Origin of the sequence: Jeotgalicoccus nanhaiensis (assembly GCF_015235105.1) — a bacterium.
GTDB lineage: Bacteria > Bacillota > Bacilli > Staphylococcales > Salinicoccaceae > Jeotgalicoccus > Jeotgalicoccus nanhaiensis.
On record NZ_JADGLW010000006.1, the window covers coordinates 25,200 to 38,761 of the forward strand.

Genomic DNA, 13,562 nt, shown 5'->3' on the forward strand with positions numbered 1-13,562 from the left:
AGAGCTTTTACTGCACCTGTTATTTTTTTGAATCAGCTTTAAGCACATCAAAATATATAATCAGACTCGTATAGGATAAGACAATATCAGTGATGCCTTCTAAGTTAAGTTCCGTTACAGCTGATTTCAGCTGTACAAGCTGTTTATTGATTTTTTCATCGATTTCGCTGCCTAAATTTACCGTCAGCGAATCTTCTGAGTATTGTTTCACTTCCATTTTCGGTCTCCTTTTCAGTAATAGGTGCAGCTGTTAATTGCGGCCGAGTCTTTCTGCCGCCTCATCAAACTGTTTTTTAATAGACGGTATTTTTAAGGCATACAGAACAAAGCTTACCGGTGAATCAGTAAACAGTTTTGCTGAAATAGTTACCTCAGAGCAGTCTTCAACAGGGACGATATTAAACATTGCTTTTACTGTTCCAGCCGGAATTTCCAGTTCCAGTTCTATTCTTCTGTCCTGCCTGAATCCGGTAATTTCAGCTTCAACAGGCGATGCACTGTATTGAAGTATGGCTCTCGTTCCTTCTTCTCTCGGCGTTGAAGTACTGTTTATGTATTCGATATCCGTTAATTTTTCTATCGTATTTAACAGCTTTTCATCACTGTTAATCACGCTGAAAATTTCTTCAGGTGTCAAACTGATTTCCCGATGATAAAAATATAATTGCAGCTCCATTTATTCCACCCTGTTTCTAAGTATTTTATTCCACTTTCCACTGAAACCGTATACAATCATAAGTATAAACAAATAAGCACTATCTTTCAATATCAGAAAATTCTTGCTATAATTAATTACTTATATCAAATACGGGGTGAGTCATGGTTACCATTACAGCCGAGAAAAACATGTCATTCGACGATATCGTCGATCTCTACACTTCCGGAGATACTGAATTGTATACCGATTATAACCAGCTTTACCAAAGCATTTTAAACTCGGATTACTGCATTACTGTGCGGGACGGCAAACAGCTCGTCGGCATTATCCGTTCAAGCGGCGACGGCAATATTAACCAGTATATTGCAGAGATTGTTATGCACGCCGGCCATCCTACACCGGGCATCGGCTCCAAGCTGCTGGATGCCTATTTAACTGCAGCAGCAGAGGTCAGTAAAATTTATATCCTGTCTCATGAACATTACCGGACTACTTTTTCGAAAACATGGCTGCAGTACAAAGGTTTTAGACTCATCGCAGAAAATGGAGATATCATAGTATATATGCTCGACCGCGGGATTAAATACTAGCTTTCCGCTAAAGAACATTGGAGTGATTTTAAATGATCAGCATTTATGAATTAAAACCAAAGTTCCAGCAGCTTCTTATGCCGCTCGTTAATAATCTTCACAAACATCATGTCACCCCGAACCAGGTGACAATATCAGCATGCCTGTTATCGATAATTACGGGTGTGCTTTTTTATTTTAATTATGACAGCCGTTGGATATATATCATTATTCCTCTATTTATGTTTGTACGGATGGCGATGAACGCTATTGACGGTGTACTCGCTAAAAAATTTAACTTAACCAGCCGTCTCGGGAAATTTTTAAACGAATTGACAGATGTTATCAGCGACACCGCACTCTTCATACCTTTTTTTCTGGTCACTCAAACTTTTCCGGCAAGTATTATTATTTTCATCGCACTCTCAATTATTAGTGAGATGGCGGAAGTCCTTTCGGAAGTTACATCAGGAGAGCGGCGCTACGATGGACCGATGGGAAAAAGCGACCGTGCTTTCCTAATCGGTGTTATCTCTGTCATACTTTTATTTAATATTCCGCTGGAACCTTACCTGCATATTATCTTCATGGCTGCTTCTATATTAATTGCATTTAACATTTATAAACGCGTACTCGGCGGACTGGAGGAAAGTTCATGAATATAAATCTGCTGACTGATGAAGTACTTTACGTCTTAATCGGTATTGTCGGTGTCTTAGTTATTTCTACAGTCATTACTAAAATAATGAAGCGAAAAAATAACAGCAGCGGTTTAAAAGAAGTAGAAATGCGTATTCGTTCATGGTGGGTCATGTTCATTATTTTTACGTTTGCGCTGCTTATTCATTCGACAATTTCACTGATTTTTATGGCACTGCTGTGTTTCCTGGCATTGAAAGAATATTTTTCACTCATTCCATTTAACCGGGCGCATCGCCTTGTATTATTTTGGGCATACCTGACAATTCCCATTCAGTTTTTGTTAATATATCTCGGCTGGTACGGGATGTTTATCGTATTTATTCCGGTGTATATGTTCCTGCTCATTCCTATTCAGGCTATAATCGTCGGTGAAACGAAGAATTTCCTGCGGTCCATTGCGACTGTTCAGTGGGGTGTAATGCTGATGGTATTCGGACTGTCGCACCTGGCTTTTCTGCTCGTTCTGCCCGGCCGCGAGGAAAGCGTTGCCGGCGCGGGTCTTGTGCTGTTTTTAGTCGTCCTTACTCAAGCGAACGATGTTGCACAGTTTATATGGGGCAAGATGCTCGGCAAGAAGAAAATTATCCCGAAAGTCTCACCGAATAAAACATGGGCCGGTTTTATCGGCGGTGTGCTGACCACAACTGTACTCGCTGTAATACTGGCACCGCTAATTACACCCTTTTCGCTTCTCGCGAGCATTATAGCAGGACTCTATATCGGCTTGACCGGCTTTATCGGTGACGTTAATATCTCAGCTTTAAAACGCGATTTAAATATTAAAGATACTTCTGCTATCATTCCCGGCCACGGCGGTATTCTCGACCGTGTCGATTCACTGACATATACGGCGCCGCTGTTTTTCCACTTTACAAGATACTTTTACTTTTAGGTGATGACTATGAAAAATCTGCTGTTTGCTATTTTAGTAAGACCAGTTATTTTGTTTGTTCTAGGCCTGAATATACGCGGAAGAGATAAGCTGCCGGATAGCGGCCCGTGCGTGATTATTGCCAATCATAACAGCCATCTCGATACCTTGGTGCTGATGTCCATGTTCAGAGGCAAAAGCTTTTCAAAAGTCCGTCCAGTTGCTGCGGGTGATTATTTTATGAAGAATAAATTTCTGGCTTTTTTCTCAACTAAAGTAATGAATATTATTCCGATAGAAAGGAAGATGACCCGGGACTTCAGGAGCATGTTTAAACCAGTACTTCAGTCACTGGATGACAATGGTATTATTATATTGTTCCCTGAAGGCTCGCGCGGCGAAGCTGAACAGCTCAGTAAATATAAAAGCGGTATATATTATCTGATGCGCGAAAAACCTGAAGTACCTGTAGTCCCTCTTTTTATTCACGGGCTCGGCAAGGCGCTGCCGAAAGGCTCATTTGTATTTGTGCCGTTTTTTATCGATATCTTTGTCGGCGATAAATTTTATTACAAAGATAACCGCAATGACTTTATGACGGAGCTGAATGAGCGGATGAATACACTGCAGGAGGAAGGACAGTTTAGCGAATGGTAATGATGATCGTTATTTTTATATGGGGGTTAAGTGAGGCAACGTGGTTTTTTATCATTCCTGATGTCATTTTATCGCTGTACGCAATCAGAAAAAAGAAGTTTAAGTATGTAATATATGCAAATCTTACAGCAGCAGCAGGAGCACTGGCAGGCGGTATTATAATATTTATATGGAGTAGCTCTAATGCGGGGCAGACCGAAGCATTTATGCTTAGTATTCCGACAGTTCATGAATATATGATTGAACATGTGCATCGTACAATGAGAGATAGCACTTTCACCGCGCTGATTACCGGCCCCCTGTTCGGTGTTCCGTATAAACTTTTTGCTGCGGCTGCACATGAATATACAGGCCTTGTCCTGTTTCTTATATTTACCATCCCGGCAAGGCTGCTGCGTTTTTTAACCGTCTCTATAATTGCATATGCACTGTCGCATTATGTATTTAAAACACTGTCTATGCAGATGAAAGTTATAATCTGGTCTATTGTCTGGATAATCGTCTATGTAATTTATTTCAGTATTCACAGTCCGTTTTAATGATTATAGTGAAGGTAATAATAAAATAAAGAAGGGTTGAGATGAATGGATATTAAACAAGATGTTAAACATCAGTTTGGCAAAACTTCGGATTTATATGTTAATAGTAAAATACACAGTAAGGGCGAAGATCTGAAGACATTAATAGAAATGGCACATGCTTCAAAGTCGGAAACCGCATTGGATATTGCGACAGGCGGCGGCCATACAGCAAATGCTCTGGCGCCTGTCGTACATAAAGTGACCGCCATGGATCTTACTCCGGAAATGCTTGTTTCTGCCGAGAAGTTCATAACTGGCAACGGACATACCAATGTGGAATTTGTTGAAGGTGATGCTGAAAAAATGCCTTTTAAAAATGGCACATTCGATCTTGTCACCTGCCGTATTGCACCTCACCATTTTCCGAACGTTAAAGATTTTATAAAAGAGGTTTACCGGGTCCTTAAACCCGGCGGCCGTTTCGTCCTGAATGACAATGTCGCTCCTGAAAATGATGAATTCGATTTTTTCTATAATAGAATCGAGAAAATACGGGATTACAGTCACTTCCGCGCCTGGAAGAAAACGGAGTGGCTTTCTATGCTGGAGGCAGGGAACTTTGAAATTCATGAGCTGCACCGCTTCGAAAAACATTTCGAATTTGAAGATTGGTGCAACCGGATGCATCTGACAAATCCGGAAATAGAAAATCTGACCAGTTTTATGCTTGAAGCGAATAAAAATGTGAAACGAAAATTCCGTATCCAGACAAATCAGGATAAAATTGAGTCCTTCCAGGGAGAAGCTGTACTGTTAAGCTGTGTTAAATGATAAAAGTTAAAGAGGACCCGGATATAAATATTTCCAACACAAATAACCCGTACATCAGCTTCTCTTAAGGAGTCTGAGGTACGGGTTATCTATGCTTTATGAAATATATTTTTTCCGAGTGCTTCTTTTGCAGCTTATTTTTAAAATTTATTAAATCAGATAATTCCCAAGTACACTGTTTACATCGTGCACAACGACAAATGCCTGATCATCATTCGCTTTAATAAGTCGTTTCAAACGGTTAAGCTGTGATTTATTAATAACTACAAATAATATGTCTTTTTCTTCTTTTGAATAGTAGCCGTGTCCGTCTAAAATCGTGACACCGCGATGTATTTTCGTATTAATTAAGTTCGCCAGCAGATCCGGATTCTGTGAAATAATCGTCACTGCTTTTTTCGGGTTCATACCTTCGATAATGAAATCCATTACTTTTGTTGCGATGTATAGAGCGATGACTGTCAGCAGCACCTGTTCAAGCGACATTACTGTCAGACCGATTGTAATGACAATTAAATCGAAGAACAGGAGCGCATAAGAAACGTTGACGTCGAGAAATTTGTTAGCCATCTTGGCTAAAATTGTCGTCCCCGCTGTGGTCGAACCGATGCGGATAATTAACCCGATACCCATTCCGATAAACAGCCCGCCGAATACTGTATTGATTAAAATCTCATCGGTCTGAATCTGCCATGACTCTGTTACCCAGAGGGCAAGAGAAGTCATTGGTATTGTAAATATTGTATACAGCATTGCGCGTCTGCCTAAAAATTTAAAGCCGACGATAAGTATTAAGAAATTCAGGATTAAGTTTGACAATGCTGTCGGTATGCCGTAAGCATAAAATAAAATAATGGAGATACCGATGAAGCCGCCTTCACCGAGGTTTCCTGCAATCATAAAGCCATTCACACCGATAGCGAATAGAAACGATCCTACGATGATAGCCAGAACGTTGATTAACGTCTGCACGGTAAACTCTGAGTTAAATGTTAGTCTTATCTTTTCGAACCGGGTATTTTTTAAAGCTTCTCTGATTTTCATGCATATCCCCCTTCGGCACTTGTACTTTTTCTATGTTATATTACTTTAACACATCTTTCAACGCATGAAAAAAGCCGTCACAGCGGACGGCTCAATTTTGCTTATATACTTTTTAATATTTTTCCATCTTTCGCTACTACTTTAATTTCATCATTATTTTTCAGAATCCCTATATCTTCAAGCGGATTATTTTCAGTTAAAATAAAATCTGCAATGTACCCTTCTTTAACGAGACCGAGATCTTCAATTTCCATGCATTCTGCTGCATTTTTCGTTGATATAACGATAGCATCCATCGGCGTTGCTCCCGATTCTACCATCAGTTCAAGTTCCCGCAGATTTGTACCATGCTTGAAGACTCCGGCATCTGTACCCATCGCGATTTTAACACCTGCATCATATGCTTTCTTAAAGCTTGCTTTATGATCTGCCATTACTTCTTTGGACTTTTGAAGACCCACTGCAGAAATACCTAGTTCATCGGCAAATTCTATTACTGACACCGGTGCAAGCAGTGTTGGAACGAGGTACGTTCCTTTTTCTTTCATCTGTTCAATCACTTCATCGTCCAGATAGATACCGTGTTCAATCGAATGAATTCCCGCTTCTACACAATTTTTAATACCTTCAAGGCCTTGCGCATGCGCCATTACTTTAACACCATTTCTAAATTCTGCTTCTTCAACGATTACTTTTAATTCATCCAGCGAATACTGAGTAAATTTAGGGTGGTCGGTGGGACTTGAAACCCCGCCTGTGGCCATAACTTTAATCACGTCAGCACCGGCCCGCAGCAATTCGCGTGTCTTCTTGCGCACTTCTTCAACACCGTCAGCAATACCGTCCGGCATCCCTTCATACGGCCGTACAATACCAAGGTCCACGCCAGAATAATTGTAACCGTCACCGTGACCGCCCGTAATAGACAAAGCATTAATTGAAACCTGCATTCGCGGTCCGGTAACCAGTCCGTCATTAATTGCCTGCTTAAACCCTAAAGAGCTTCCAAGCGCATCTCTTACCGTTGTAATACCTGCATTAATCGTTCTTTCAGCATACTGAGCTGCTTCATAAAAATGATACGAAAATGGTGTTGCAATTCTGTCGGCGAGCGGTTTGAATTCTGTAGATAAGTGTACATGCGTATCTATCATTCCGGGCAGCATGTATTTCCCTTGTCCGTCGATTACTTCAGCACCGTTTGTTTCAACAGAATTTCCAACGTGGGTAAAACGGCCATCTTCAATAACAACCGTCACATTTTTTTTGACATCAGCACCGCTGCCGTCAATCAGATTAATATTTTCTACGATTAATTTACTCATTATATAAAAACTCCTTTTTTATAACATTCCCATAACAAATGATGCAACCACTATCGATGCGACTGTAACGGTAACAAATCCGCCAATCAGCATCGGTGTCACAATTTCATTAAATACACGTGTCTGATCGATCTGATTGTCAGTCGTACTCCGTGATACTTCTTCACAGATAATATAATCTCCTGGAAAGCCGACCAGTGCAGTAAGTGCAATCGGCATTCCTTTAAATGGATGCCAGCCTACTGCTTTCGACGCGATAAAGCCGCCAGCCGCAAGTCCGCCGACACCGCATATTAAAATCAGCAGAACGGCAGGAACATTATTCACAACATCCTGCGGTGTGATACCACCCATCGTTCCGATAATAACAAAAATTAAAGCTACCATCATAAAGCTGAATGAGTTTGACTTTTCAAGCACTCCCTCGGGAAACAGTCTGCCATTCAGCATTAAAATACCGAAGAGGAGACAGAATAGTGTAAAGTGAACTCCTGTCCATTCGCTTAAGACAGTAGCTGCCGCCGCCAGTACAAATACTGTGAATAATAAAATTACATTGTTCTTGAGCAGATTAAACCTGACCGGCACTTCTTCTTCTTTTTGAGATTCTATTTCTTCTTCCGTTGCTTCAGTCGTACTGACAAAATGTCCGGCATAGCGTTTTAAGAAGAATGAAATTAACGGCATCCCGATCGGTGTCTGGAAGGCTGCGATGAGCACCGGTACGACAATTAAAGCTGTCAAGCCGAGTTCCGTCAATTTTTCTGTTGTAATTAATAAAGCTACGACGCCGCCTGAAATCGGTCCGACACCGCTTGCGGCAGTTTCAAAATCGAAAACTAAAGGAACAATTAATAAAACCAAAACAAGCGCTCCGATTAAGCCGCTGATTGAAATGACGACTGCACGCCATTGTTTTTTTAATATACTTAAAGGCATCAAAGTTCCCATATGTATAATAAGCGGCCCGATTAATAATGCACCGAGTGCAGGCAGCGTAGATAATTCTAAAATATTTTCGGGGAATACCCCCGTCCATGTTAATAGTAAGTAACCGATCATTGCTGTCATCAGCATTGGAATACGCGCTTTCGAGTAAATAGAAATAACCTCTCCAAGTGCCAGCAAAGCAAACAGCATGACGGTGGCAACTAATGGTTCCTCAATCATATTATTTCCCCCTTTTAAGGTAATGTTTGAATTATACGACAATTCAAACATTATTTAAATATGATTACGTTTCCATCATCCGAATTTTCCGAATTAATTGTTTTTATCATCCAGTATCCGCTTAAGATTTTTAATCATTATCTTAAATTCATTAAATTCCTCTGCCGTTAACTCCTGGCTGTCGTACCGGTATTTCTTATAAAGGTCAATCATTTCTTTGTTGCTTTCACTCCTTATATTCATTCTTTCTGCCCATTCACTGACAGTTTCACCGTGATATCTTCCAAGTTCTTTTTTAGCCAGCCACTTCTCAAAAGCATAATATTGCTTTCTGACTCTGCTGTCCGGCTGAGATACACTCTCAGTTCTTTTTTCTTCAGGTATATTATCTGTCACAGCTGTTTTGTAGGTCTGCACCGCTCTATTTTCTTTTTCAGGCAGGCTTCGTTTTCTAAAGTACATAAAAAGAAAAACAGCGATACAAGCAGCTGCCAATACAAGTAATATAGTCATTACCGGCACATCGCTGATTGCGGCAGTCCCTTCAAAAGACTCCTCCACCGCATCTCCTTCATCATTAACTTCCATTTGTTCCTGTTCCATTTCAGGAAATTTAAACTCCACTGTCTCTAAAAACGAGAAGAACGGTCTCAGCATCATTACAAATCCGTTAAGCATAAAAATAAATAGTGTCTGTATACCCAATACAATATAGTTATACACAGCAGTAAATAAAGCTGCTGATCCAAGCAGTACGAGAGATGACATTACTAATACCCGGAGGCGGGACCCCGTTCTGTAACTGCTGCCTGCCATCAGCATAATTATTCTCCCTAAAAAATAAAAGACAAACATGCCTGCAGCAATGAAATGAAGCAGCTGGTAATGCATAGTTATAATATCTGAAGGAATCAGATTAATAACAAGCAGCAGCAAAAGCATAATTACCAGCATCAGATTGTTATAGTGATTATTAATATTGTCGTGCATCTGTTCGAGAGTCCACACTGAAAAACCGACAATTAAAAACGCTGTCAGCCAATAAGAACCTGTGAGCATTAACAGAATAATTCCAAGCGGCACAAGAAAGTAAATATAGGATAACTGCCACTTTCCCGCAATAAAATGACTCATTACAAGCAGGAGGGAAAGTATGCTGACTAAAGGAAGCAGGTGAGATTCATGTGCTGCTGTATTATGAATATTAATTAATATTCCAATAAACAGCGGCACAAACATTTCCACGGTGTAGTAAAAGATAAACATCGAGTGGTATTTCATTTTATTCATCTGCTCACCGCCTTAACCGTCCCGGTATTTTTCCCGTATCTTTCAAGCCCCTTGTCATTCAGTTGATATATCGTAATGCCCCTGTGTAAAAAGTATTCGAGTTCTCTGTCGATTAGTGCATCCGTTTCTCCTGTAAAAATTATGTGGGTTGGCACCTTTTCATACAGTCTCACGTGGTTTAAAAATCTTTCGAAAGCTATCGTGAATGTTACTGTTTTAATTTTCGAGAGTGCTTCCAGCACCGGTCTGTAACTCCGGAGCCCATTCAGTTCATCGATTCTGAAATAGCTGCCTTTATCAAAAGTTTTCATATTTGCAATGAGACTGTAAGTAATTTCTTCTTTAGCGATCTCTCCAGTTAGAAAACTCAGCTTCTCAAATATTCTTTCGATATTCTCAGGAGGTGCGAATACTGATTCGGAGCGCAGGTTAACAAGTATCAGCCATTCGGTATAAGTTGTCTTTTCATAAATTTTAGATTGTAGTTCTCCCATTCTTGCTGACTGCTTCCAGTTAATATCTCTGAATGAATCCATCTCCATGTACTCTCTGTTGCCGAGCGTTAACAGCGGATCATTATACAGAGATTCATTATTTTTAAATAACCCTTGAGCAATTTTGAATTTAATCGGTTCATTATGAACAGCAAACTTATCCGGGTATATCATGATTTCATGTTTCGCAGAACCTATCTGTCTTAAATCCATATGACCAAAACCGAATATCCTGGGAATGCTTATACGGCTGTCAACGATGTAGCTCACGCCGCGTTTTGCTGCAGTGTACGGTATTTCTATAACTGTTTCACTTTTAGACAGTACTGTAAATATCGCAGTTGTTTCTGTCTGCTGACGGATTTTCAGTGCCTGGTCGCTGAAAAACTTAATATCGTTGCCGGCAGTAACTGTGAGCTCGGCACTTAAAATCGGCATGATACCCTTTTGTGCAATCCGGATCTTCAGCACACCGGATTCACCTTTATAATGCCTGACTTCATCATTAATAATGTCAACATGAAGATGTTTCATAACATTTCTTTCATAAAATCTGTTCAACCCCATGGCTGACAGCAGAACACCAAGAATAAAAACGAAGTAAATATTTAAGGTCGCCGCATAAAAAATATCAAAAATAATCAGTACAGATGCGATTACTGTAAACAGCGAAGCGATCTGTGTCTCGCTATAGTCGTACTTATACCTCATCACGGCTCACTCCAAATTCAACAGGCACAGCTGTTTCATTTAAAATATCCTGTATAAGCGCCTCTCCTGTCGTAAGTGTCATCCCTTCTATATTGAGCACTATTCTATGAGCCAGCACATACGGCGCAATATATTTCACATCTTCAGGCGTGACATAATCTCTGTTATTAATCAGGGCCACGCCCATCGCTGCGCGTATTAAACCAAGGCTCCCCCTCGGCGAAACACCAAGTTCTGTAAATTTGTGATTTCGCGTCTTGCCGACTAGATCTATTATGTATTCTTTGACCGTATCATTAATACGAATTTCAGACGCCTGTTTTCTGAGCGTCACAATCTCTTCTTGTGTAAACACCGGATTAATTTCAATCTTATTTTTATTTCTATGCATATCGAGCATTTTCAATTCTTCACTCCGACCTGGATAGCTAAGTGAAATCTTCATTAAAAACCTGTCCATCTGCGCTTCCGGCAGTTCGAATGTGCCCTGCCTCGATTCAATCGGATTCTGAGTTGCCAGCACGATAAATAAATTATCGAGCTCTACGCGTTCTCCGTCTATTGTGACCTGACGTTCTTCCATCACCTCAAGGAGCGCCGACTGCGTTCTCGGTGTCGCCCTGTTGATTTCGTCAGCAAGTAAGATGTTTGTTTTGACGGGCCCCATCCTCAAATTAAAACTCTGGGTCTTCGGATTATACATATTCATGCCGGTAATATCCGTCGGCAGCACATCCGGTGTAAACTGGATACGCGAGAATTCCCCGTCCACAGCGGCAGCCACAGCTTTTGACAATACCGTTTTCCCCGTTCCCGGCACGCTGTCGAATAATATATGACCTTCCTGAATCAAGCTGATAAATACCAGCTCAAGTACTTTATCCTGTCCGATAATCACCTTTCCTATTTCTTCTTTAAACTGCGCAAGCTTTTTTACTGCTGACATTCAAAATCCCCCTTATTTTGTATACGTTTTCTTAATTATAGCAATATTTAAACAAAATAAAAAAGCACCGAGTAAGGGAGGTCAAACTCGGTACTTTCATTAAAAATTATTCTGCAGGCTGACCAGGTTCAAACGCCGGTGTAAACATCTCATGTTCAGCTTCTTCCATTAACAGGTCGTAAACTTCCTGAGATGCGAGCGCGCGTTTTGCCGCCTGCATTTTCGGACTGTCTGCTTTGCCTTCGCGCGTTACCAGCTGGAAGGCAAATCTTTTTTCATCTTCATCTTCAAGTAAAATGGCATCTTTCGGATAAAGTCCGATATTCGCAATTAAATTCGGGTGTTCAAACACAAGTTCCACACCATCTTCATAGGCTGCTGTTAAGTTAAACAAATCAACCGGTGTGAATTGAAGGTCTTTCGGGTTCTCAACAATATCAGACACTGCAGCATCAATGCCTGTATCTTCATCGAGTGTAATCAGTCCTGCACTGTCTAAAATCAGCAGTGCCCGAGCTTCGTTCGGCGGGTCACTCGGAATTGCGACTTCCGCTCCCGCTTCTATTTCATCAATTGAATCATACACCGGCGAATAAAAACCGACATTGGAAATATAAGCGGGCTGAATTGCAACAAGATCGGCTCCCGCTTCTTCATTAAAGCCTTCCATATAGAGTTCGTGCTGGGATAAGCTGCCGTCGACTTCATCATTAAATGTCGCTTCATTGTATTGAATATTATCGTTTACAGGCAGAAGTTCCATCGTGTAAGGTTCTTCAATCACTTCAGCTGCAACTTCAACCATAGAGGTCAGCGGTTCAGATTGAGAAGCGATAACAATATGCGTATCATTTTCAGATGCTGCACTTTCTTCTTCATCATTGCCGCAGGCTGCAAGCAGCATCATCACAAGAAATAAAGGAAATAATTTTTTCATCATTCTTCACCAGGCTCGAATGCAGGTTCGAGGTGTCCTTTCTCTGCAAGTTCATCCAGGAAATCATATACTTCCTCAGATGTGAAAGCTTTGTTTAAAGCTTTGATTTTATCAGAATCTTCATTACCTTCGCGTGCGACAACACGGAGGGCAAAAGTGTTTTCATCATCATCTTCAAGCAGCACCGCATCACTCGGCGTCAGTCCGAGCGGCTCAATATAGGTCGGATAGTTAAAGACCAGTGGAATGCCGTCTTCATAAGATGAGTTTAAGTTCAGCAAATCGATATGCGTAAATTCAAGATTTTTTGGGTTTTCTTCAATATCATCTACGGAAGCTTCGTATGTAACACCATCAGCCAGTGTAATAATATCTGCATCATCGAGAATCATGAGTGCACGCGCTTCGTTTGTCGGATCGCTTGGAATTGAAACTTCGGCACCGTCTTCCAGTTCATTGATTGAATCGTATACCGGGGAGTAGAAACCGACAATTGCGTTATAGATTTGCTCCATCGCCACTAAATCCGCATCGCTTTCTGCATTAAACTGTTCCATAAATGGTTCATGCTGTGCAAAACTTGCATCAGCTTCATCGTTAAACACCGCTTCGTTGTACTGTATATTGTCAGCTACTTCAACCAGTTTAACCGTGTAGGGTTCTTCAATTGCTTCCGCAGCTATTTCAACAACATCCGTCATCGGCGTCGTCTGTGCAACAACTGTAATTTCATTATCTTCCCCGGCATTTTCTTCCTCGCTGCCGCAAGCTGCCAGCACTAATACGAAAATACTTAAAATACTAAACAGCCAATATTTTCTGTTCATAATTTAATC

16 protein-coding genes are annotated in these 13,562 nt (G+C 40.8%); 6 read left to right on the plus strand and 10 right to left on the minus strand.

Annotation, left to right across the window (positions count from 1 at the left end; all coding sequences use genetic code 11):
* Positions 1-19 precede the first annotated feature (19 nt).
* Positions 20-217, minus strand: coding sequence for a carboxyltransferase domain-containing protein (locus IR135_RS11675; RefSeq protein WP_265588374.1), 198 nt, complete (start codon positions 215-217; stop codon positions 20-22).
* 33 nt (positions 218-250) lie between these two features.
* Entirely contained in the window at positions 251-676 is a 426-nt protein-coding gene (locus IR135_RS08525) for a hypothetical protein (protein WP_135098564.1), read from the minus strand.
* Positions 677-819: 143 nt separating this feature from the next.
* On the opposite strand from IR135_RS08525, the gene IR135_RS08530 reads away from it, so the two are divergent.
* The 6 genes from IR135_RS08530 to IR135_RS08555 are packed head-to-tail and all read left to right on the plus strand — an operon-like array spanning position 820 to position 4,809.
* The gene (locus IR135_RS08530; protein ID WP_135098566.1) at positions 820-1,248 is read left to right on the plus strand and encodes a GNAT family N-acetyltransferase; all 429 of its coding nucleotides are present in this window, start codon (positions 820-822) and stop codon (positions 1,246-1,248) included.
* A gap of 32 nt (positions 1,249-1,280) precedes the next feature.
* Complete coding sequence (locus IR135_RS08535) at positions 1,281-1,886, plus strand: CDP-alcohol phosphatidyltransferase family protein (RefSeq protein WP_135098568.1); 606 nt, start codon at positions 1,281-1,283, stop codon at positions 1,884-1,886.
* Positions 1,883-2,821 carry a phosphatidate cytidylyltransferase gene (locus tag IR135_RS08540; protein WP_135098570.1) on the plus strand — a complete coding sequence of 313 codons (939 nt, stop codon included), beginning with the start codon at positions 1,883-1,885 and terminating at the stop codon, positions 2,819-2,821. Before IR135_RS08535 ends, IR135_RS08540 begins: the two co-directional genes overlap by 4 nt.
* Before the next feature lie 9 nt (positions 2,822-2,830).
* Positions 2,831-3,457: a lysophospholipid acyltransferase family protein gene (locus tag IR135_RS08545; protein ID WP_135098572.1), complete on the plus strand. Its 627-nt coding sequence runs from the start codon at positions 2,831-2,833 to the stop codon at positions 3,455-3,457.
* Complete coding sequence (locus IR135_RS08550; protein WP_135098574.1) at positions 3,451-3,996, plus strand: hypothetical protein; 546 nt, start codon at positions 3,451-3,453, stop codon at positions 3,994-3,996. Before IR135_RS08545 ends, IR135_RS08550 begins: the two co-directional genes overlap by 7 nt.
* Before the next feature lie 45 nt (positions 3,997-4,041).
* Positions 4,042-4,809 carry a class I SAM-dependent methyltransferase gene (locus IR135_RS08555; RefSeq protein ID WP_135098577.1) on the plus strand — a complete coding sequence of 256 codons (768 nt, stop codon included), beginning with the start codon at positions 4,042-4,044 and terminating at the stop codon, positions 4,807-4,809.
* 150 nt (positions 4,810-4,959) lie between these two features.
* On the opposite strand, the gene IR135_RS08560 is transcribed toward IR135_RS08555, so the two are convergent.
* From IR135_RS08560 to IR135_RS08595, 8 genes are all read right to left on the minus strand, one after another.
* Entirely contained in the window at positions 4,960-5,853 is an 894-nt protein-coding gene (locus IR135_RS08560; protein WP_135098580.1) for a YitT family protein, read from the minus strand.
* Positions 5,854-5,954: 101 nt separating this feature from the next.
* Positions 5,955-7,178: a metal-dependent hydrolase family protein gene (locus tag IR135_RS08565; protein ID WP_135098583.1), complete on the minus strand. Its 1,224-nt coding sequence runs from the start codon at positions 7,176-7,178 to the stop codon at positions 5,955-5,957.
* Between the two features lie 18 nt (positions 7,179-7,196).
* Positions 7,197-8,348 (minus strand): hypothetical protein, encoded by a 1,152-nt coding sequence (locus IR135_RS08570; RefSeq protein ID WP_135098585.1) that lies wholly within the window; start codon positions 8,346-8,348, stop codon positions 7,197-7,199.
* Between the two features lie 93 nt (positions 8,349-8,441).
* Positions 8,442-9,638 carry a DUF4129 domain-containing protein gene (locus IR135_RS08575; protein WP_135098587.1) on the minus strand — a complete coding sequence of 399 codons (1,197 nt, stop codon included), beginning with the start codon at positions 9,636-9,638 and terminating at the stop codon, positions 8,442-8,444.
* Complete coding sequence (locus tag IR135_RS08580) at positions 9,635-10,843, minus strand: DUF58 domain-containing protein (protein ID WP_135098589.1); 1,209 nt, start codon at positions 10,841-10,843, stop codon at positions 9,635-9,637. Before IR135_RS08580 ends, IR135_RS08575 begins: the two co-directional genes overlap by 4 nt.
* Positions 10,833-11,789, minus strand: a complete 957-nt coding sequence (locus tag IR135_RS08585; RefSeq protein WP_135098591.1) for an AAA family ATPase — start codon at positions 11,787-11,789, stop codon at positions 10,833-10,835. The genes IR135_RS08580 and IR135_RS08585 overlap by 11 nt, the downstream gene beginning before the upstream one ends.
* Before the next feature lie 106 nt (positions 11,790-11,895).
* Positions 11,896-12,726 carry a MetQ/NlpA family ABC transporter substrate-binding protein gene (locus IR135_RS08590; protein ID WP_135098592.1) on the minus strand — a complete coding sequence of 277 codons (831 nt, stop codon included), beginning with the start codon at positions 12,724-12,726 and terminating at the stop codon, positions 11,896-11,898.
* Entirely contained in the window at positions 12,726-13,553 is an 828-nt protein-coding gene (locus IR135_RS08595; protein ID WP_135098594.1) for a MetQ/NlpA family ABC transporter substrate-binding protein, read from the minus strand. The genes IR135_RS08590 and IR135_RS08595 overlap by 1 nt, the downstream gene beginning before the upstream one ends.
* Between the last annotated feature and the right edge of the window lie 9 nt (positions 13,554-13,562).